The following is a 21,305-nucleotide window of genomic DNA, read 5'->3' on the forward strand; positions in this document are numbered from 1 at the left end:
ATGTCCTGGGCCAGCCGGCTCTACCGCAACCAGTCCCATGTCGACTTCGTCGGCCGCCGCCGGATCTGGTATGCCTTCTCCGCGTTCCTGCTGATCGTCTGCGTCGCCAGCATGCTGATCCGGGGCTTCTCCCTGGGCATCGACTTCAAGGGCGGGGCGCTGTTCCAGTTCCCGTCCGGCGGCAGGTCGGTCGCCGTGGCCGAGGAGGCCCTGTCCTCGGCCGGCGTCAACCCGGCCGACTCGGTCATCCAGGAGCTCGACACCTCCCAGCAACTGCGGGTGCAGACCCCGACCCTCTCCGCCGAGCAGGCCAGTGCGCTGCAGAACACCATCGAGAAGCGTTTCGAGGTCGCCCCGACCGACATCGACATCTCGACGGTGGGCGCGTCGTGGGGGTCGACCATCACCAGCAAGGCGCTGCAGGGGCTTGCGGTCTTCCTGGTGCTGGTGATGGTCTACCTGTCGGTCCGGTTCGAGTGGAAGATGGCGGTCGCCGCCATGACCACGCTCATCCATGACCTCGTCATCACGATGGGCGTCTATTCGCTGGTCGGTTTCCAGGTCACCCCGTCCACGGTCATCGCGCTGCTGGCCATTCTCGGGTTCTCCCTCTACGACACGGTCRTCGTCTTCGACCGGGTCCGGGAGAACACCGCCGGCATGAGCACGACCAGCCGGCGCACCTACGCGGAGGCCACCAACGACGCGTTGAACGAGACCCTGATGCGTTCGCTCAACACCTCGTTCATCGCGCTCGTACCGGTCGCCTCGCTGCTGTTCGTCGGCGCCGGTCTGCTCGGCGCCGGCACCCTGGAGGATCTCGCCCTCGCCCAGTTCGTGGGTATCGCCTCGGGCGCCTACTCGTCGCTGTTCTTCGCCACTCCGCTGCTGGTCGACCTGAAGAAGAACGAGCCGGCGGTCAGGGCACTCGACCAGCGGGTGGCCCGGGTACGGGCGGCGGCCGCCCGGGAGCCCGCCAGGCAGCCGAGGGCCGCGGCGGCGGCCGCCGTCGGTGGTCGCGTATCCGACAGCGGGGCCGCGGCGGCCGGCCAGGGGCCGGGAAGCGGATTTTCCGATACCGCGACCACCCCCTCGGACGCTGACGAGCGTGAACGTGGAGAGCCCGCCAGCGGCCGTGAACCGGCCGTCGCCGGCGTCCGGCCGCCACGGCCCGCCGCGGGCCGCCGTCCGACACCGGCCCGGCGTTCTGGCCGCAAAGGCCGTCCCAGCGGTAAAAAACGGCGGTGACGACCATCGAACCAGCCGAAACGACCATCGGACCGGCCGGCACCGGCACCACCAGCGGCCTGTCCGCGGCCGGCGCCACCGCCGCGGACGTGCTGCGGGCCCACATCCGGGATGTCGCCGACTTCCCCCAGCCCGGGGTGGTCTTCAAGGACATCACACCGTTGCTGGGGACACCGGACGCCTTCACGGTGGTCATCAACGAGTTGGCCACGACCGCGGGCGGTTACGGCGCCACCGTCGTGGCGGCCATCGAGGCGCGTGGCTTCCTGCTGGCGGCCCCGGTCGCCTACCGCACGGGGGTGGGTGTCGTRCCCATCCGCAAACAGGGCAAGCTACCGGGGGAGACGGTCAGCCGTACCTACGACCTGGAGTACGGCACCGCCACCCTCGAGGTACAGGCCGACGCCTTCCAGCCGGGTGACCGGGTGCTGCTCGTCGACGACGTGCTGGCCACGGGCGGTACGGCGGCCGCCGCGACCGAACTGGTCCGCGCGTCGGGCGCGGAGGTCGTCGGGCTCGCCGTGCTCATGGAGCTGACCTTCCTGGCCGGGCGTGACCGGCTTGCGCCGCTCGCGATATCGTCGATCATGGAAGTCTGATCGTCGGGGCCTGTTCCTCGCCGGTTCGGCGCCTCGGCCGTGGTGCTCCTGTGCGGCACTCCCGACCGTAATGATCACGATTGCGACAACCCCGGCCGTGTGACCTTTGTGTGATCCACGGGCATTGGCCGGGGTTGCGGGAGGAGGCCAACCCACGGAAGCGTTAGCCTTCAGGGGTCCGACATGAAGCAGGAGCGGCTTGTGCCCGAGGCAGCCCCGGTGACGGCTGGAGCGTCCGAGCCTGGCGCGACGACCGTTCGGGAGTCGTCCGCGGCAGGCGAATACGCTGTGCTCGCCCGCGGGGACAGCCATGGCTGCCCGCCCACCGGCGCGCCGTCGTCGGCGGCCGGGGCGGAACGTCCACCGCAGGCCATGTCGGCGGGACGCACCAGGGCGGCCGACGGCGCGCCACGGCCGGCCGACATCCCGCCGGCCGATACCTGGCCGGCTGACACCAGGCCGGCTGACACCAGGCCAACCGATGCCGGGTCGAGCGACGCCAGGCCAACCGACACCAGGCCAATCGATGCCGGGTCAACCGAAACCAGGTCGCCAGGCGACGCCCAGCCGACCAGCGTCCATCCGGATACGGTGCGGTCATCTGACGGGCAGCCGGTTTCCGCACCGCCGGCTGTTCTCCCGGCCTCACCGATTCCGCCGGCGGCCCCGGCCACCTCGGCTCCATCCGCCCGGCCCGGCACATCGGCCCCGCCGACGCGCCAGTCCGGGCTTCTTGTCGACCACGGTGAGTTCGGTCCTGGTGACGGTTCGCCGGTGGTCCCGCGCCTCGGACACGAGTCGCCGCCGTTGCCACGCCGGGTCCGCGGGCGCTTCCCCAGGCTCGCGTCGCATCGGGCGACCCCGCCGTCACTGCTGGATCCGGTGCTGCGCGGCCTGCTCGCGAACCATCCGCGGGCCGACGTCGGCCCGGTCTACCACGCCTTCGAGACCGCGGCGGGGGCGCACGCCGGCCAGGTTCGCCTCTCCGGCCACCCCTACATCACCCATCCCGTCGCGGTCGCGAGCATCCTCGCCGATCTCGGGATGGACACGCCGACCCTGTGYGCCGCGCTCCTGCACGGCACCGTCGGCCAGGGCGGCATGACGCTCGAGCGGATCCGGGACGAGTTCGGCGACCACGTCGCGCTGGTGCTCGACGCGGTGATGAAGCTGCACCGGGTGAAGGTCGGCGAGGCCGCGCAGGCCGAGACGATCCGGCGGATGGTGGTTGCGATGGCCCGCGACCCCCGGGCCCTCGTGATCAAGCTTGCCGCCCGCCTGCACAACATGCGCACGCTGCGCTTCCTGCCCGAGCACAAGCAGGAGCGCAAGGCCCGGGAGACCCTGGAGATCTACGCTCCGCTGGCCCACCGGCTCGGGATGAACTCGCTGAAGTGGGAGCTGGAGGATCTCGCCTTCGCGACGCTCTACCCGAAGCGTTACGACGAGATCGTCCGGCTGGTGGCCGACCGCGCGCCCAGCCGGGACACCTACATCACCGCGGTGGTGACGCAGGTGCAGGCGCACCTGGCCGAGGCCAGGATCAAGGCTGTCGTCACCGGCCGGCCCAAGCACTACTACTCGATCTACCAGAAGATGGTGGTCCGCGGCCGGTCCTTCGACGACATCCACGACCTGGTCGGAATCCGGGTGCTGGTCGACTCCCTGCGGGACTGCTACGCCTCCCTGGGCACCATCCACGCGAACTGGAAGCCGATCCCGGGCCGGTTCAAGGACTACATCGCGATGCCCAAGTTCAACATGTACCAGTCGCTGYACACGACGGTGATCGGCCCCGAGGGCAAGCCCGTCGAGCTGCAGATCCGCACGCACGCGATGCACAACCGGGCCGAGTACGGGATCGCGGCGCACTGGAAGTACAAGGAGGACGGCGTCGGCGCCCGGCCCTCCGGGGAGACCAGGGCAGGCGCGTTCGGACTCGCCGACGGCGGCTCCAGAGCCGGTGCGTCCCGGGGTGGCGGCCGTTCCCGGCGGGGCTCCGCCGGGGCCGACCAGACCGCCTGGCTGCGCCAGATCCTCGACTGGCAGCGGGAGAGCGCCGAACCCGGCGAGTTCCTCGACAGCCTGCGCTTCGACCTGCACACCGACGAGGTCTTCGTGTTCACCCCCAAAGGGGACGTGATCGCGCTGCCGGAGGGGGCGACCCCGGTCGACTTCGCCTACGCCGTCCACACCGACGTGGGCAACCAGTGCGTGGGCGCGCGGGTCAACGGCCGGCTCGTCGCGCTGGACACCACGCTGGACAACGGGGACACGGTCGAGATCTTCATCTCCCGGGCGCACGCGGCGGGCCCGAGCGAGGACTGGCTGACCTTCGTCCGGTCGTCCCGGGCCCGTACGAAGATCCGCCAGTGGCACGCGCGGGAGCGGCGGGAGGACGCCATTGTCGCCGGCCGGGACGCGATCGCCCGGATGATGCGCCGCCACGGCCTGCCGCTGACCCGCCTGATGAGCGGCGACATGCTGCCCAGCCTGGCCAGGGACCTGCGCTACCCGGACGTCTCCGCGCTGTATGCCGCGATCGGTGAGAAGAACATCAGCGCCCAGCACGTGGTGGGCCGCCTGCTGGCCGCGCTGGGCGGCCCGGAGGGCGCGRCCGAGGACGTCGCCGAGACCGCGCTGCCCACCCGTGCCCTGCAACGCACAGCCGGCGATCCGGGGGTGGTCATCAACGGCGCCGAGGACGTGTGGTCGAAGCTCGCCCGCTGCTGCACACCCATGCCCGGAGACCCGATCGTCGGATTCGTCACCCGGGGGAAGGGCGTCTCGGTCCACCGCCAGGACTGCCCGAATCTGGCTACTTTGTGTAATAGTTCTCGTGACCGGACGGTGCCGGTCGAGTGGGCCGCGTCCTCGGGGTCGGTGTTCCTCGTCGTCATCCAGGTCGAGGCGACCGACCGCGCTCGTCTGCTCTCCGACGTCACCCGGGTGTTGACCAACCACCACGTCAACATCCTCTCGGCGTCGGTGACGACGACCAAGGACCAGCGCGCGGTCAGCCGGTTCACCTTCGAGATGGGGGACGCCAAGCATCTCGGCCACATCCGGGACGCCGTGCGCTCGATCGACGGTGTGCACGACTGTTACCGGATCGCCTCCGGGGCGAGGTGTTGACCATGCTGGTGCTGTGGGGGGATCCGGCGGTTTCCAGTGGGAGGGGCCGCCGGCCGGGTCCGCGTCGTCGATGTTGCCGCGGCGGGAGACCGTCACCGGCGGGCGGCGGGGGCACGGAGCTGTTCCGTGCCGGGACGTACCGACGCACCGGGACGTATCGAGGGGGAGCACTGTGGACGCTGAGATCGTAGGTGCCGGGATGCAGGGCGCGGCGCTGCCCGCGCGAGTGGACCGATCCAGCGGGGGGCAGGTCGGCGGTGGGGATGACGCCTCGCGGACCCTCGCGGCCGCCTGGCTGGCTGGCAGCCGGCTGGCCCACCTCGCCCGCCGGGTGGCCGCGGCCCGAAGTTCACCACCAGGGCCACCTGTGCCACCCGTACTACGGGGGATCATCGACCGGCACTGTCAGCATCATCCCAAGGCCGACATCGCTCTCATCGTCCGCGCCTACGATGTCGCCAACCGTCAGCACGCCGGTCAGATGCGGCACAGCGGTGATCCGTACATCACCCATCCGCTGGCGGTCACCGACATCCTCGCCGAACTCGGGGTGGACACCACCACGGTCGTCGCGGCCCTCCTACACGACACGGTCGAGGACACCGGCTACACCCTGGAGGYCGTCACGGCGGACTTCGGCCCGGAGGTCGCCAACCTCGTCGACGGGGTGACCAAGCTCGACAAGATGCGTTTCGGGGACGCGGCCGAGGCCGAAACACTGCGGAAACTGATCGTCGCACTGGCCAGGGACTACCGGGTCCTGCTCATCAAGATCGCCGACCGGCTGCACAACATGCGGACCCTCGGCTTCAAGTCCCCATCCAAGCAGGCGCGCATCGCCCGGGTGACGCTGGAGATCCTCGCGCCGCTGGCGCACCGGCTCGGCGTGAACGTCATCAAGCGGGAGCTGGAGGATCGGGCGTTCGCCGTCCTGCACCCCGACGAGTACACGCGGATCCAGGCGGTGGTCGACACCTTCACGGCCGCGGAACGCGAGTCCGGCCAGCTTGCCTCGGTCGTCGACAAGCTCGCCAGCGGCCTGGCCGAGGCGCGCATCGACGCCAGGGTCTCGGCCCGTACCAGCCATCTCTTCTCGATCTACAAGCGGGYCCAGGAGCGCGGCTTCGAGGCGCGGGACCACAACGACATCGTCCGCGTGCTGATCCTCGTCGATTCGATCACTGACTGTTATGAGGCGCTCGGGGAAGTGCACGCCCTGTGGCGACCGGCGCCGGGACGGCTGCGCGACTTCGTGGCCACACCCAAGTTCAACATGTACCAGTCGCTGCACACCACCGTCATGGACCCGGCCGGTAAGCCCGTCGACATCCAGATCCGCACGGACGCGATGCACCGGCTCGCCGAGACCGGGATCATCGCCCGGCCGATCGGGCCGTCCGCGGACGGCGCCCGGCTGGAGGGCCTGGCCTGGCTGCACAGCCTGCTCGACTGGGAGGGCGACGCCAAGGATCCCGGTGAGTTCCTGGAGTCGCTGTCGGCGGACCTCGACTCCGACGAGGTACTGATCTTCACTCCCAAGGGGCGGATCATCGCGCTGCCGGCGAGGTCCACGCCGGTCGACCTCGCCTACGCCGTCCACACCGAACTCGGGCACCGGGCCATCGGGGCGCGGGTCAACGGCCGGCTGGTCCCGCTGCACACCCGGCTGCGCAACGGCGACGTGGTGGAGATCCTGCGTTCGGGGCTGCCGGACGCAGGCCCATCCGAGGACTGGTTGGGTTTCGTCAAGACCTCCCGGGCCCGGGTACGGATCCGTCGTGGGCTGACCAGGCAGCGACGGGAGACCACCGGCCAGCAGTCGGATCCCGAACACCCTGCTGATCGGCAGCCGGCACACCCGGATACCCGCCATGACGATACCCGGGATCCAGGCCCGCTCCGCCCCGGCCGTCAACATCTGAACACCGGCGGCGGCATCGGTGCCGACACCGACAGTGGCACCGGCACCGATACCGGCGTCGATACCGTCCCGGAGGCCTCCGAGCGGCACTCGGACACGGCCCCGCGGCCCGTAGCTGTCGGCGGCCCCGCCACCTCACCGTCCCCGGCGGGCCTGGTGAGTCCGCCCGCTCTGCCGGCCACGCCTGTTCCGGCCGCCCTGCCTGTCGCGTCGGCCGCGCGGACGCAGGCACCGGCGCTGAGGGAGCAGGCCCACAGCAGGCGGAGCCGGCGGCGGTCACGGGACACGGACGAGGCCCTCACCTGGGCGGGGACGGCCGCCATCGACGGCCGCAGCGGCGTCCCGGTCCGTCCCGCCCGCTGCTGTCTTCCCCTGCCCGGGGACGACGTCGTCGGGTTCACCAACACGCACAGCCTCGCCGTGTCCGTGCACCGGTCGCAGTGCGTGAACGCCGCAAGCGACCGACATCGGGTCGCGGTGACCTCCTGGCTCCCATCGGCGGAGGGCACGTTCCCCGCCGAGATCGCGGTCGAGGCGTTCGACCGCCACGGGCTGCTCGCGGACATCACCGAGATGCTGTCGGACGTGTCGGCCACGGTCCGTTCCGCCTCCTCGATCACCTCTGAGGACCGGGTGGCCCGGGCCCGCTTCACCGTGGAGGTCRCCGGCCCGGCACAGCTGGACGCGCTGCTCGCGGCCGTACGGACGGTCGGCGGCGTCTACGACTGCTACCGCGCCGGCACCAGGCCGGGTTGATCCTGTTCGTCCCGCGCGCTACCTGCGCGCCATCCGCGTGTCGCCGGTGGCCGGTGGGAGCCCGTTCCCGCCGGCCACCGGCGTTCAGATCAGAACCCGCAGCTGTTCGTCGAGGTCACGCACTGCCTGGACGTCACGCCAGGGCGACAGATGATCACGGATGTGCAGGACGCGGGTCAGGCCGAGCGAGAAGTCCGTCTGCGCCACGATCGCCAGGGCGTCGGCGGCGAACTGGCAGGCCTGTTCGATCTCCCGTTGCTGAATGTGCACCTCGGCGACGGCGCCCAGCAGCAGGGAACGCTTCTTGGTGGTGGTGGGGCTGGTCGTACGCAGCCCCTCGAAGGCGGTCGCGCGGGCCGCGTCCGGACGGCGCAGCCGGGTGAAGGTGGTGACCTTCATCCCGTCGAGACGGGAACGGTCGAAGAACTGCGTCCACACCCGGTCGTCGGCCGGGGTGGCCTGGCCGAAGGCGTCGGTGGCGCGGTCGAGCGCGCGCAGCGCCGCGTCGCTGTCCCCCTGGTGGGCCTGTTCCTCCGCCTCCCGGGCGGCCAGCCAGGCGCAGGTCATCGGGCTGCCGCCGCGCTCGGCGTGACGCTGGGCCTCGGCCAGCAGCGCACAGGCCTTGTCCGGCCGTCCGTTCATGCTCGGCTGGAAGCTCTCATAGCCGAGCACGCATGCCAGCAGGGCGTCGTCGCCGGCCTCCTGGGCGGCCTCGGCCGCGACGTGGTAATAGGCGCGGGCGTGGGCACTGTTGCGCATGTCGAAGGCGAGCCAGCCGGCCAGCGCGGCGGTCTCACCGGCAGTGACAGCCAGCGCCCGGCGCACCGCCGAGCGCGGTGCGGCCTCCAGGAGACGGCTGAGGGCGGCCAGATGCGCGGTCACCCGTTCTATCAGCCGATGGGCCGGCACCCGCTCCTCCAGCCCGAACAGGCCGGCGGTGCGGGCGGAGAGACTGTCGACGACCGACGGAGTGGCCACGGCCTGCTGCCGCAACGCCGCGGAAAGCCGCTCCCATGGCGGCCGGGCGCCGGGTGATGCCGTCGTGGCATCCTCGGCCGCCGCGACCAGCCGGAGAAAGGGGCGCTGTTCCGCCCCCGGCCGTGACGGCCCGGACGCATGTTCCGGCCTGGGTCCGGCCGCGATGTCACCGACAGTACCGACGATATTGGTAGCGCCAGTAGCGCCGGCGGTGTCGTTCTCGATGAACCCGAGCTCCCCGGATGTTCGCTGAAAGAGAGCTCCCAGAAGCCGTTGGTAACGAAGACTTGGCTTCTTGTCGCCTTTCTCCCACTTGCAGATCATGTTGCCGGTGACCCCGGCCTCACGTCCTTCGCGGCTGACGGCGAAGCCGCGCAGCTCCATGGCCAGTTGTTCCTGCGACCAGCCCCGTTCCTCCCGGCAGTTTCGCAGCCGGATGTTGGGGGTGCGTGCGGGTGGTCGGGAAACGGCAGTCGTAAGGGCCCTGCTCGCCGGAGTCATCGTCTGCCTTTCCTTGTCCGCCAACTCCCGTATAGCCCCCCGGTAAAAGAGTTTATCCATGGCCTTATGTCCGCGGGGTGGCCGCCCTCCCACCGTCCGTGGTGGTCACCGGCGGCGGCCCCGCTGCCGGGCGTCGCCGTCCGTTGCGTCGTCGTGATCTGGTTGTCCAGCGGCCGGACGGCGGCACCACGTCGTTCCGTCGTCCGGACGGCGGCCTTTGCGTGGGCGACGGCTCCTCTCCGACGGCCCGGCCCGTGCGTTTCGGAATTATTTCCCGGTGGTTTTGTCGTCGGCGGCACAGTTGGCGGCACAGCTGGCGACATGGTTGATGGCACGGTTGATGGCATGCCAGTGCTCCGACGGCCGCCGTTTACTGAATGTGTGCGGATGCCGGAGCGCGGGGATGACGGAGAGCGGACGCCGGAGAACAGCGTCCGGCCGCCCGTCGGCGCGCACCGGGGAAGCACACCGGCCGGCACCGGTACACAGGTATGTGGATTCCGGCACATTCGGTGATGTCGGATGTTGCCAGCGGTGCCCGTCGGCGGGAAGCGGATGGCCCTGAGCGCGCTCGGTGAGATCCGGTGACGGCCCGCGGCAGGCAGCCCGTAGAGTCTGTCCTGTGAGTGCAGGCCCTTTCGATGACGCTTCACCGCCCCCGGCGAATCGCCGTCCGTTACGAGCCTGGCAGGAGGCTGCCCTTGCGATCTACCGGGCCCGGGCGGGCTCCGGCGCACGCGACTTCCTGGCCGTCGCCACCCCGGGCGCGGGCAAGACGACCTTCGCGCTGCGCGTCGCGTCCGACCTGCTACGCGACGGCGTGGTGCGTGCGATCACAGTGGTGGCGCCGACCGAGCACCTGAAACGGCAGTGGGCCGACGCGGCGGCGGAGGTGGGTATCTCCCTCGACCCGGCCTTCCGCAACACCGCCGGGGCCACCTCCTCGGACTACACCGGCGTGGTGCTCACCTACGCCCAGGTGGCGGCGCACCCCGCGCTGCACCGGCTGCGCTGCGAACGCCGTCGCACTCTGGTGATCCTCGACGAGATCCACCATGCCGGCGATGCCCTGTCCTGGGGTGACGCCGTCCGGGAGGCGTTCACCCCCGCGATCCGGCGCCTCGCGCTCACCGGCACCCCCTTCCGGTCGGACGTCAACCCGATCCCGTTCGTCACCTACCTGCCCGGGCCGGACGGTGTGACGCGCAGCGTCGCCGACTCCTCCTACGGCTACGCCGACGCGCTGCGTGACGGAGTGGTGCGTCCGGTGCTGTTCCTGGCCTACTCCGGGGAGATGACCTGGCGGACGAGCGCCGGGCACGAGCTGTCCGCCCGGCTCGGCGAGCCGCTGAACAACGAGCAGACCGCCGCGGCGTGGCGCACCGCGCTCGACGTCCGCGGCAACTGGATCCCCGCCGTCCTCGCAGCCGCGGACACCCGGCTGTCCCAGATTCAGGCCGGCGGGATGGCGGACGCCGGCGGGCTGGTGATCGCCAGCGACCATGCCAGCGCCCGCGCCTACGCGGGGATCCTGCGCCGGGTCAGCGGCACCGAGCCGGTGGTGGTGCTCTCCGACGACCCCTCCGCCAGCTCGAAGATCGCGAATTTTCGGGAGTCGCGGCAACGGTGGATGGTCGCCGTCCGGATGGTCAGCGAAGGCGTGGACGTCCCGCGCCTGGCCGTCGGGGTCTACGCCACCTCCGTGGCCACGCCGCTGTTCTTCGCCCAGGCCGTCGGCCGGTTCGTCCGCGGCCGGGGCCGGGCGGAAACCGCATCCGTCTTCCTGCCCAGCGTCCCGACGCTGCTCGCGCTCGCCGGCGAGATGGAGGTCCAGCGTGACCACGCGCTGGACAAGCCCCTGCGTGAACCGGATGCCTTCGACGACGCCGCGCTGCGCGAGGCCAACCGGCGCCGGGACGTCCCCGACCTGCCCGAGCGGTCCTTCACCGCGCTGGGTTCCTCGGCACATCTCGACCGGGTCATCTTCGACGGTGGCGAGTTCGGCACCCAGGCGGCCGCCGGCTCCGCCGAGGAGGAGGACTTCCTGGGGCTGCCCGGCCTGCTCGAACCCGACCAGGTCGCCGTCCTGCTCAAACAACGGGAGGCCGCCCAGCTCGCCGCCCGGCGCCGGCAGGAGCGCACCGAGGCCCGCCAGGACCCCACCGGCCGCGCCGCCCGGGGCGCCTTCGGGCAGACGGTCCCGGCGGCCCGCGCCGCCGAGGCGGACGGCCCGGACGCACAGGCCACGGACAACCGTCCGACCCACGAGGTGATCGCCGAACTCCGCCGGGAGCTCAACCGGCTGGTCGCGGCCCACCACCACCGCACCGGCCGCCCGCACGGGGCGATCCACGGCGAACTGCGACGGACCTGCGGCGGCCCGGCAACCGCCCAGGCCACCGCCGCTCAGCTACGCGCCCGCATCGACGCCGTCCGCCGCTGGACTCTCCCCGAATAGCGGCCTTTCCCCAAATAGTGGCTTTCACCACTATTTGGGGGCCCCTGGCGGAGGGGTTGGCCGTTACGTGGGCTTATCGATCATCTGATGATGATCGATAAGGGGAAGGGGGGTGCGTCGGGGCTTTTGCCGGTGATTGGGGGGTTTGGGGTGTCAACGATGTGAATGCGCTGCTGTCATAGCAGCAGTGGATTCACATCCTTGGCGGCTGCTGAGGGTGGGTGGGGCTTGTCGTGAGGGTGGGTGGGGAGGTTTTTGGGGGTCAGGTGCCCTGGGTGATGGTGAGGGTGAGGATCTGGGGCTTGCTCGCGGGGGCGCCGTCGGGGGCGCCGCCTTCGACTCCGGGGGTGGTGAGGGCGTTGAGGACGGACAGGCCCTCGGTCACCTTCCCGACGACCGTGTAGTTGGTGGCCAGTGCCTGCACGCCGTCCTCGTTCGGGTCCTGGTAGTTGATGAAGAACTGGCTGCCGTTGGTGCCGGGGCCCGCGTTGGCCATGGCGATGACGCCGCGGGTGTACCTGGCGCCGTCGGTGTTCTCGTTGGCGTAGGCGAAGCCCGGGCCGCCCATACCGGTGCCGTCCGGGTCCCCGCACTGGAGCACGAAGATGTTCTGGGTGGTTTCGCGGTGGCAGGTGGTGTTGTCGAAGTACTTGGCGTTCGCCATCGTGAGCAGGGCGTGGACGGTGCAGGGCGCCTTTTCCGCGTCCAGCGCGGCCCTGATCGTCCCCTTGTTCGTGTTGATGGTCATCGTGGCGGGGGAGTGGTCCACCGTGTCGGCTGCCGCGGGCAGGCTGAGYGGTCTGGACGGTTTCTGCCCGTCCGAGGTGTAGGTGCAGGGGCCGACCTGTGTCGTGACGGCCGGGGCCGCCGCGGATGGCTCCGTCGCGGGCGATGTCGCCGAAGGCGACAGGGATGCGGTGTCGTCGTCGCCGGTGACCAGCAGTGCCGCGGTGATACCGCCGGTCAGCAGGATCAGGGCGCCCACGCAGACGGCCGCTGTTACCCTGCGCTGTCGACGCCGTGAGGCGGCCCGGCGTGCGGCCTGTCGGGCGGCCCTGGCCGCGGCGAGATCGCGCTGTCGGCGCGTCTTGGACGTCACCACCTGTCGGCCTCCCTGTCCATCACTGCGGATACGCGGCGTTGTTCCGCCACTGGCGAGTGCACAGTCAAGGGAAGTGTAGGTAGTCACGATCCGCCCGTTGCCGCCGCACCGGTATCGTGCCGAGTCCGGCTGTGTGAAAGCTGTGCGTAACCTTCAGATGGTGTTAACTGTCACGATCCCGCTACTGGCCCGATCCAGAGCGCAACCGTCCTGATCACGGTCGCCGCACCGCCGTGGCACCATGCCACCGCGACGCTGTCGCACTGCCACGGGCGGATCAGGGACGGTGACCGAGACCGTTCTCGCGTCACCATGGCGCCGTCGCGCCCCACACCTGATCTGGTGATCTGTCCTGTCCTCGCGGGGACGCCGCCGCGCGTGAGGCGTTCGGTGCTGGGGCCGACCGGGTCAGCGGGTCACGGTGATGCCGTCGCGCTTCCGTGGTGGCCGTACCGTGCGCTGTCGCTGGGGCCGTTCGGGTCGGCGCGGTGTGTCCGTCGTGGCTTCCGCCGTCGGAGTTCGGGGGATGTCCGACGGGACGTCCGACCTGTTGGTCAGACGTGTGGCGGTGGCCACCGCGAGCTGTGACTCGCGTTGCGCCGCGTCAAGCAGTTCGGCCAGGTTGGTGTTGGTCGGAGTGCGCAGCGCCCTGCGGTGAAGGATCATCCGCTGTTCGGTGACAAGCAGCCAGTCCTCCAGGGCGGAGCGCCGAGGCAGYAGCACCAACCGTGCCCGTTGCGCGATTCGAGCGCGCGGCCGGTGTGTCATGGCGATCCACTTCTTCCATCCGCCTGAAATCCTGAAATATCAAGTGCTGTCGGAACAATGAAAGCAGGGAACGTACGGTCGTTGCGATGGTCGTTTCCGTGCTCGTCGTCCGTGTTCCTGTTATCGATCGTCTTCCTATTATCGATCAGGACGGGTTGGACGGCCATCCGACCGGTGAGCCAGGGACGCCGGACGGTGGCGGCATCCTGCGAATGGATTCCGCGCGTGGCCGACCGGTCCCTTCAGGTGGCGGGGTCCCGCCCGCGGGCTCTCGCTTTCCAGCTGCTCTGTTCGTCTGCGTGGCCAGGTTGTTCGCGCTGCCGGCAACCGGTAGACCAGCCGCCCTTTCCTGTGCGATACCTGTACCGCCGAAGGTGGCAACGGCGATCATTCCAAAATCATCATCTGTTGAGGAGCGCACGGTGTCGGATATTGTGCTGGCCCTGGTGGCCGAACTCGTCAGCGCGGCGGTTGTCGTGCTGGTCTCGTCGCTGTTCCGGCGGTGGCTCAGGCCAGCCATCCGTACGGCCTGAGCCCGTCGTCCACCGTCTGTCCTGGATACTTCCTGTCCGAATGGATCCTCCTGTCCGCGGGTCATCGTCTCCGCGGGTCGTCGCTGACGGCTGACAGGTGACCGGCGACGACCGGCGGCCACCGGCTCCCGAACGAAGTCGGTGGCCGCCGGCGGTCCGCCGTTTCGCGTGATCGCGGTCGGCGGTCGCGGTCGGTGGCTACCATCGGTGCGTGTCCGTTGTCCTTCGCGTCACGTTTCCTCGGTCTGGCCCGACTTCCTCGGAGCCGGAGCGGCCCCGGCGTGACTGTGCTGGGCGATGTAGGCACCGGCTCCGATCGCCGCCGCGACCGGCCATTCGACGACTTCGGTGACGGCGAGCACGCCGAGGCCCACGTAGAAGGCGGTCTGGGTTGGTGACGGCAGTCTGATCGGGCCCACTTTCATGCTTGTGCCCGGCGCGCGCGGGATCTCGATGCGGGCTGTGGCAAACGGCGTCCGCAGCGTGGCGCTGTGGGGCTTTCGCGCCTCGCTCTTCCCTTCCCCACCCACGCCCTCCGGTTCGCTTTCGCGGCCGGCCTCGCCGCGGGCCCGGCCGTTGTCGGTGGACCCGTTCGCCTGGTCGGCCCGTGACTGCTCCGATCGTTCTGTCGGGGTTCCGGTTTCGTCGCCCGCGTCCGGTCCGTCCTGGTACTTCTTCGCCCTGCCGGCTTCTTCTTTTTCTTCGTCTCGTACATGATTGTGTGTCTTGGGGGACATCGGGCCCTCCCTCCGCTACCAGGTCACCATCCCCAAAAGAAAACCCCAGGTAAACAAAAGATCTCGAGGTCGGTTCCAGAAGATTTCTCGGCGGGAACCGAGGCTGTCGGTCGACGTTTCGTCCCGTTGCGGACGTCTGGTCCATCCCGCGAGGACGGCTGCCTGCCGCGACATTCGTCCAGCGACCGTGCGTGGGTACTTCTTCCGGTTCTTCCCGTTCGCCCAGGGGCGGTGTCCGTCCGGTTGTACCTGTCCGGCGGTGTTCTTCCAGTGACGACGGGCGCGCTCTTCCGATGGCGGGCGCCGGCCGTCTGGCGGAGCGCCCGCCTGTTAGACGGTGCCGGCCACCGGGTACCGGCTGTTGAGGGGGTATCCGCGGGGCCCGAGCCGTGGGGGGACGCGGCGCCGGCCATGACGTGCGCCGTCAGGCTGTGGCCTGACGGCGTCGGCCATGAGCTGGGGGCCGGCCACGGCTGTTGCCGTCCGGGTGCCACAGCTGCCGGTGGCCGGGTGTCACAGCGGCTGGGTGTCATCGCGGCCGGTGGTCGATACCGCCCCGCCGGTGATCGACAGGATCGGTGCGATCGACGGGATCGGTGAGGAGGTCCGCCGATGCGGCTGCCGGATCCCCGCTCGGGCGCGCGACGCGTGCTGGCCGAAGGACGCCTCCTGTGCGACACGGGACTGATACTGCTGGCCGGACCGCTGCTGGAGCGGCTGGAGCCCTCCGCCGCGGACCAGCCCGATCATCGGCCTGACCAGGCCGGTCACGCCGGTCAGGCCGCCGGCCGGCTGGCTCGTCCCGGCGGCGCCCTCGGGAGCACCCGGCTCAGGGTGGCCAGCCTGCGGGTGCGCGGTGTCGGCGGGCTGTCGCACCCGTCGTGCCGGCGGCTGCTGGAACAGGAGCTGGAGCGCCGTCCCGGGGTGCGGTGGGCCCGGGTCAACGCGCCGCTGGGACGGCTCCTGGTCGGTCTGGCCGAGCCGTACCCACGGATGGGTGAGCTGGTCGTGGCCGCCGAGCGCGCCGTCCGCGTGATCCGCGGCGAGCGGGCCGAGCGGGAAGCCCGGGCCGAGCGGGCAGCCGCCGCGAATCAGACCGCCGAGGGCCGGACCGCCGATGATCAGACCGCCGATGATCAGAGCGCGGTGGACGCCGGTCCACGGCCCAGGACCGCCGACCTGCCGGATTCGGCGGCTGTGGTGCTGCGGGCGGCCGCCGCGCTCGCCGCGGACGGGATCGCCCTCACCGTGGCCTCGGTGGGCCGGGTCGCCCGCTGGACGCCGTTGCCGCTGGAGTTCGCCGCGCTGGTCACGGTCGTCGACACCCAGCCGCGGCTGCGCGCGGTCGTGGAGCGGACGATCGGGCCGCAACGGGCGGACATCGTCCTGGCGGTGGCCAACGCCGCCGCGCTGGGGCTGGCCGGCAGCTCCAGCGGTCTCGGTCTGGACGCCGTCCACCGGGCGCACGCCCTCGCCGCCGCCCGGGCCCGCCAGGGCGCCTTTGCCGCCGCCGGCGCCGAACTGCTGGGGGACCCTGACCGGGCCGGTGCCGGGCCGGTGGCTCCTGAGCGGCCTCGACCGGCTCCGGCCGGCCCGGTGGAACGCTACGCGGACGCCGCCGGGGTGGGTCTGCTGGCGCTCTTCGGTGCCACGGTCGCGCTGGCCGGTGGCCCGCGGCGGGCCGCCGCCGCCGCGCTGGCCATGCTCCCGCGTCCCGCCGGTCTTGGCCGGGAGGGCTTCTGCGACCAGCTCACCGTTGTGCTGGCGCGCCGGGGAGCGCAGGTGATGAACCCCGGGGCGCTGCGGCTGCTGGACCGGATCGACACGGTGGTGGTCGACTCTGACGTGCTGGTCGGCACGGCGTTCACCGTCGGTGAGGTCATCCCGCTGGCCGGTGCCGACGCGAGCGAGGTGGCCGTCCGGGCGTACGCGCTGTTCCGGCCGACCGATCCGGCGGCGACGACCGAGGCGGACGGCTGGACGCTCGCGCCGATCGAGCGGCTGGTCGGCAACGGCGGCTCGGGCGACAACGGCCCGGATAACGACGGCCCGGATGGCGACGGCCCGGGCCGGGCGCAGTGGCGGCGGCTGCGGGCGGCCGGGGTGCACACGATCCTCGGCCTCGCCCAGGGTACGGCGGTGACGGCGGTGGTGACGGCGGTGCCCGAGCGGGCCGAGGGCGCCGAGGCGCTGCTGGCCTCCTGCCGGCGCAGCGGGCTGACGGTGTGGGTGGCCGGCGGCGTGGCCTGCCCGGACGACGGCTTCGGGTTCCCGGTGATCCCGGGCGGGCACCGTCTGCCGGCCGCCGTCGGCGACCTGCGGGCGGCGGGTGCCGGGGTGCTGGTCGTCTCGCACCGGCGCCCCGCGGTGGGCGGCGCCGACTGCGGGGTCGGGGTCGACGGCCCCGACGGCGCGCCGGCCTGGGGCGCCGACGTCCTCGTCGGGACGGACCTGYCGACCGCCGCGATGATGGTGGAGGCGGCCGCCGTGGCGGCCCGGGTGAGCCGGCGCGCGGTGCGGCTCGCCCGGATCGGTTCCGGCGCCGGCGCGCTGGTCGCGCTGACCAGTACCGGCCCACGGCTGCTTTCCCGGGCGATGCTCATGGTGAACGGTGCCGGTGCCCTCGCGTTCGGTGACGGCGTCTGGGCGGCTCGCGAGCTCGACCGGCGCCCACCGCCGCCGAGCATCCCGCGCACGCCCTGGCATGTGCTCTCGACGCGGCGTGTCCTGGCCGGGCTGGGCAGCTCCGCGGACGGTCTGACCAGCGCGCAGGTCGCGTCGCGGCGGGCGGACGACGTCCCTGGGGGCACGGGGGCTCCTGGCCTGTTCGCCGCGCTCGCCCGGGAGCTGGCAAGCCCCCTGACCCCGGTCCTGCTGGGCGGGGCGGCGCTGTCGGCCGCCAGCGGCTCGGTGCTGGACGCAGGCCTGGTGGTCAGCGTGGCCGTCATGTCGGCGCTGGTGGGCGCGGTGCAGCAGCGGCGGGCTGATCGCGCGCTGGCCCGGCTGTTCGCCCGGTCCGCGCTGCGGGCCCGGGCGCGCCGGGACGGTGCCGACGTCGAGCTCACCGCGCGGGAACTGGTCCCCGGCGACGTGATCTCGATCGGGCCGGGGGACGTCGTCCCCGCCGATGCCCGGCTGCTGTCGGCGACCAGCCTGGAGGTCGACGAGTCGTCGCTGACCGGGGAGTCCCTGCCGGTGACGAAGTCGTCGCGTCCGGTCGCCGCCAGCTATGTCGCGGAGCGCTCCTCGATGGTGTACGAGGGAACCACCGTGGTCGCGGGCGCCGCGACGGCCGCCGTCGTGGCGACGGGCCCGGCCACCGAGGCGGGCCGTGGCATGGCCGCGGCCGCCGGCCCGGCCAAGGCTGTCGGTGTCGAGGCCCGGCTGGCCGCGATCACCGAGTTCACCGCGCCGGTGGTGCTCGGCGCGGCCGCGGTCCTGCTCGCCTCCGGGCTCGTTCGCGGCCGGCCCGCCGGCGACACGCTGAGCGCGGGTGTGGCGCTCGCCGTCGCCGCGGTGCCCGAGGGCCTGCCGTTCCTGGCCACGGCCGCGCAGCTGTCCGCGGCCCGGCGGCTGTCCGGCCGCGGCGCGCTGGTGCGCAACCCGCGGACCATCGAAACGCTCGGACGGGTGGACGTGCTGTGCTTCGACAAGACCGGCACGCTCACCAGAGGCAAGATCCGTCTGGGCATGGTGTCGGACGGCACCCGTGCCGTCGCCGTCGGCGAGCTGACGGAGCGGCAGCGCCAGGTGGTCGCCGCCGGTCTGCGCGCCACCCCGGTGCGGGTCAACGGGCGCAAGTTGTCCCATCCCACCGACCGGGCGGTGACCAAGGGCGCGGCCGCCACGGACATCCACCGTGACCACGGCCTGGGCTCCTGGTCGGAGCTGGCCTCGCTGCCGTTCGAGCCGGGCCGCTCCTACCATGCCTCCCTCGGGGCCTCCCGAGGGACGCCCCGAGGGACGCTCCAAGAGACGTCCCGAAGGACGTCCGCCGGGGACGCCGGCGACACCGTGCTGCTCAGCGTCAAGGGCGCGCCCGAGACGCTGCTGCCCCGGTGCGCCCGCTGGCGGACCGCCCGGGGCGACGTGCCGCTGGACGGGCGTGGCCGGGCGGGCCTGGCCCGCGAGCACGTCGCGCTGGGCCGGCGGGGATACCGGGTGCTCGCCGTCGCCGAACGCGCGATGCCCGACCACAGCCGGCAGGTGTCGGACGACGATCTTGATGATCTCGCCTTCCTGGGTTTCCTCGGCCTGTCGGATCCGGTCCGCTCCGGTGCCGGGCCGTCCCTGGTCCAGCTGCACGACGCCGGCGTACAGTCCGTGATGATCACAGGTGATCATCCGGCTACCGCGCAGACGATCGCCACCGAGCTGGGGCTCCTCGACGGCGGCCGGGTGGTGACCGGCATGGAGATCGACGCGCTGGATGACGACGCGCTCGACGCGCTGCTGCCCGAGGTGACGGTGGTCGCCCGCGGCACCCCGGCGCACAAGGTCCGCGTGGTGGAGTCGTACCAGCGGCTGGGCAAGGTGGTCGCGATGACCGGCGACGGCGCCAACGACGCGCCTGCGATCCGGCTCGCCGACGTGGGGATCGCGCTGGGCGGACGGGGTACCCCCGCCGCCCGGGCCGCCGCCGACGTGGTGGTCGTCGACGACCGGCTGGAGACGATCATCGACGTCCTGGTCGAGGGCCGGTCGATGTGGGCCTCGGTGCGCCAGGCGCTGGGCATCTTCGTGGGCGGCAACCTCGGCGAGATTGCCTTCACCCTCCTCGGCGCGCTCGCCACCGGCACCTCCCCGCTGTCGGCCCGGCAGCTGCTGCTGGTCAACCTGCTCACCGACCTCGCACCCGGGCTCGCCATCGCCCTGCGCCAGCCGGATCCCGGCCGGGCCGGCGAGCTGCTCGGGGAGGGACCGGAGAGATCGCTGGGCCGCGCGCTGCTCCGGGAGGTCGCGGTGCGCGCGGTGGCGACCACCGCGGCCGCCACCGGCGCGTGGATCGTCGCCCGTCCCACCGGCCGGCGCCGGCACGCCGACACCGTCGGGCTGGTGGCGCTGGTCGGGGCGCAGCTTGGCCAGACGCTGCTCGTCGGCGGGCGTTCCCGGTCGGTGCTGCTGAGCAGCCTGGGGTCGGTGGCGGCGCTGGTTATGGTCGTCCAGACGCCCGGGCTGAGCCGGTTCTTCGGCTGCACCCCGCTCGGACCCTCCGGCTGGGCCGTCGCCATCGGCGCCTCGGCCGCCGGAACACTGCTCTCGATGACGCTGGAGCCGCTCGCAGCCCGTTTCGTCCCTCCCGAGGGCCCATCCCTCCCGACGGGCTGAACGTTCCTCCCAACAGGTTGGACGGCCCGCCCGGCGTTGAAAACCGTTGCCGGGGATGACACGCCCCCTCTTGAGACTGCCGGCACGCGGACGGCAGACCCTGGGCTCACCGGCGGGGCTGGTTCGCCTTCGCGAGGATCTCGGTGATCTCTTCGACGGAGTCGTGTGTGCCGGCCGCGACGCTGATCACGAGATCGTAGGCGTCCTCGTTGGTCAGGGTCAGGCGGCGGCCGTTCAGGCCGTAGAAGGCGATCAGGGCGGCGAGGGCGAGGCGCTTGTTCCCGTCGACGAGGGCGTGGTTGCGGGCGAGCGAGTGYAGGAGCGCGGCGGCCTTGCCGTCGAGAGTGGGGTAGGCATCCTGCCCGAACACCGTCGCCTGCGGGCGGGCGAGCGCGGACGCGAGCAGGCCGTGGTCTCTGACCAGGGGTTCCGCTCCGAGGGCCCGTTCGGCGATGTGTAGCAGTTCGGGAAGCGTCAGATAGATCAACAGATCATTCGCCGAGCCGGCGGAGTGCCTCGGCGTACCGCGGGAGTTCCTCGTCCAGGACCTGGTCCAGCAGCTCCGCGCGGCTGTGCGCCTCGATGTACTCCCGGATCGCCTGCCGGGCGATCTCCTGCATCGACCGCTGCTCCAGCTCGGCCCGAAGCCGCAGGGCCTCCGTCTCGTCGTCCGCCAATCGCAGTGTCATCGCCACGAGAAAAACGGTATCACCTCTGATACCACCAACTGCCCTCCGTCGCAGGCCGGAACCAGCGGACCTCCAACTCATGCGGGCCCGCGCCGACTCCGTCGCCACCGTGAGGGGTTCCTTCATAGCGAGGGGCATCTGACGCTGCGGGGTGGCGACCAGTCAGCGAAAGCACGCCGGCTTCCATTCCACATAGGAAGATCCATCGCAGGTTGGTCGTTATGATCATTTGCGTATGAAAACGTCCATGATCCTGCTCTGCTCCGACGCGTCATCGGCGGCCTGCGCGCGCTTGACGACTGGACAAGAAGAGCAGCATCTGATCGTACCGACACCCATGTCCGGTGAGATGTCAGTTGGTGGCGCTCGGGGTCAGGCGGCCCGCAAAGAGGATCGCCTGGCGTCAGCGTTTCCGGGTGAGATCGTCGTTGACGAGGGCGTCATGTGAATGTCGCTCTTTGTTACAGATCGACCGGTTCAAACCGCTGCGCGGGTGACTTTCGTCGACCTAAGCTCGATTCGATGGTGTGGAGCGCGGGGCGCGACGGCCCC

The 21,305-nt window shown here is 71.5% G+C and carries 13 protein-coding genes; 6 read left to right on the forward strand and 7 right to left on the reverse strand.

The window, feature by feature from the left end; genetic code table 11:
* Both secF and BL254_RS13880 read left to right on the forward strand, forming a co-directional pair.
* Positions 1-1,248 carry a protein translocase subunit SecF gene (secF, locus tag BL254_RS13875; RefSeq protein ID WP_076843494.1) on the forward strand — a complete coding sequence of 416 codons (1,248 nt, stop codon included), beginning with the start codon at positions 1-3 and terminating at the stop codon, positions 1,246-1,248.
* A gap of 26 nt (positions 1,249-1,274) precedes the next feature.
* The gene (locus BL254_RS13880; protein ID WP_076843517.1) at positions 1,275-1,847 is read left to right on the forward strand and encodes an adenine phosphoribosyltransferase; all 573 of its coding nucleotides are present in this window, start codon (positions 1,275-1,277) and stop codon (positions 1,845-1,847) included.
* A gap of 170 nt (positions 1,848-2,017) precedes the next feature.
* On the opposite strand, the gene BL254_RS13885 is transcribed toward BL254_RS13880, so the two are convergent.
* Positions 2,018-2,362 carry a hypothetical protein gene (locus BL254_RS13885; RefSeq protein ID WP_139342305.1) on the reverse strand — a complete coding sequence of 115 codons (345 nt, stop codon included), beginning with the start codon at positions 2,360-2,362 and terminating at the stop codon, positions 2,018-2,020.
* 76 nt (positions 2,363-2,438) lie between these two features.
* On the opposite strand from BL254_RS13885, the gene BL254_RS13890 reads away from it, so the two are divergent.
* Positions 2,439-4,982: a bifunctional (p)ppGpp synthetase/guanosine-3',5'-bis(diphosphate) 3'-pyrophosphohydrolase gene (locus BL254_RS13890; protein WP_254858125.1), complete on the forward strand. Its 2,544-nt coding sequence runs from the start codon at positions 2,439-2,441 to the stop codon at positions 4,980-4,982.
* Between the two features lie 172 nt (positions 4,983-5,154).
* Positions 5,155-7,659, forward strand: a complete 2,505-nt coding sequence (locus tag BL254_RS13895) for a bifunctional (p)ppGpp synthetase/guanosine-3',5'-bis(diphosphate) 3'-pyrophosphohydrolase (protein ID WP_076843495.1) — start codon at positions 5,155-5,157, stop codon at positions 7,657-7,659.
* 84 nt (positions 7,660-7,743) lie between these two features.
* Here the strand turns inward: BL254_RS13895 and BL254_RS13900 are convergent, their stop codons facing one another.
* Positions 7,744-9,138 (reverse strand): helix-turn-helix transcriptional regulator, encoded by a 1,395-nt coding sequence (locus tag BL254_RS13900; protein WP_047222827.1) that lies wholly within the window; start codon positions 9,136-9,138, stop codon positions 7,744-7,746.
* A gap of 622 nt (positions 9,139-9,760) precedes the next feature.
* On the opposite strand from BL254_RS13900, the gene BL254_RS13910 reads away from it, so the two are divergent.
* Complete coding sequence (locus BL254_RS13910) at positions 9,761-11,596, forward strand: DEAD/DEAH box helicase (RefSeq protein ID WP_047222825.1); 1,836 nt, start codon at positions 9,761-9,763, stop codon at positions 11,594-11,596.
* A 262-nt stretch (positions 11,597-11,858) separates the two neighbouring features.
* Here BL254_RS13910 and BL254_RS13915 read toward each other — a convergent pair whose 3' ends face one another.
* The 3 genes from BL254_RS13915 to BL254_RS27715 form a co-directional block, all read right to left on the reverse strand.
* Positions 11,859-12,695 (reverse strand): peptidylprolyl isomerase, encoded by an 837-nt coding sequence (locus BL254_RS13915; protein ID WP_371390623.1) that lies wholly within the window; start codon positions 12,693-12,695, stop codon positions 11,859-11,861.
* A gap of 411 nt (positions 12,696-13,106) precedes the next feature.
* Complete coding sequence (locus BL254_RS13920) at positions 13,107-13,466, reverse strand: hypothetical protein (RefSeq protein ID WP_047222823.1); 360 nt, start codon at positions 13,464-13,466, stop codon at positions 13,107-13,109.
* Positions 13,467-14,229: 763 nt separating this feature from the next.
* Positions 14,230-14,736 (reverse strand): hypothetical protein, encoded by a 507-nt coding sequence (locus BL254_RS27715; protein WP_200902400.1) that lies wholly within the window; start codon positions 14,734-14,736, stop codon positions 14,230-14,232.
* 612 nt (positions 14,737-15,348) lie between these two features.
* Here BL254_RS27715 and BL254_RS13930 point away from each other — a divergent pair.
* Positions 15,349-20,064: a cation-translocating P-type ATPase gene (locus BL254_RS13930; RefSeq protein ID WP_076843498.1), complete on the forward strand. Its 4,716-nt coding sequence runs from the start codon at positions 15,349-15,351 to the stop codon at positions 20,062-20,064.
* A gap of 106 nt (positions 20,065-20,170) precedes the next feature.
* Here BL254_RS13930 and BL254_RS13935 read toward each other — a convergent pair whose 3' ends face one another.
* A complete protein-coding gene (locus BL254_RS13935) occupies positions 20,171-20,551 on the reverse strand; it encodes a type II toxin-antitoxin system death-on-curing family toxin (RefSeq protein ID WP_047222821.1) in 381 nt (126 codons plus the stop codon).
* 4 nt (positions 20,552-20,555) lie between these two features.
* Complete coding sequence (locus BL254_RS13940) at positions 20,556-20,753, reverse strand: ribbon-helix-helix protein, CopG family (RefSeq protein WP_047222967.1); 198 nt, start codon at positions 20,751-20,753, stop codon at positions 20,556-20,558.
* Positions 20,754-21,305 lie beyond the last annotated feature (552 nt).

Source organism: Protofrankia sp. BMG5.30 (assembly GCF_001983005.1).
GTDB classification, from domain to species: Bacteria; Actinomycetota; Actinomycetes; order Frankiales; family Frankiaceae; genus Protofrankia; species Protofrankia coriariae.

Excerpts from the sequence above, each read along its gene's own strand:
- BL254_RS13940 (WP_047222967.1), bottom strand. The coding sequence starts at position 20,753 with ATGACACTGCGATTGGCGGACGACGAGACGGAGGCCCTGCGGCTTCGG.
- BL254_RS27715 (WP_200902400.1), bottom strand. The coding sequence starts at position 14,736 with ATGTCCCCCAAGACACACAATCATGTACGAGACGAAGAAAAAGAAGAA.
- BL254_RS13900 (WP_047222827.1), bottom strand. The coding sequence starts at position 9,138 with ATGACTCCGGCGAGCAGGGCCCTTACGACTGCCGTTTCCCGACCACCC.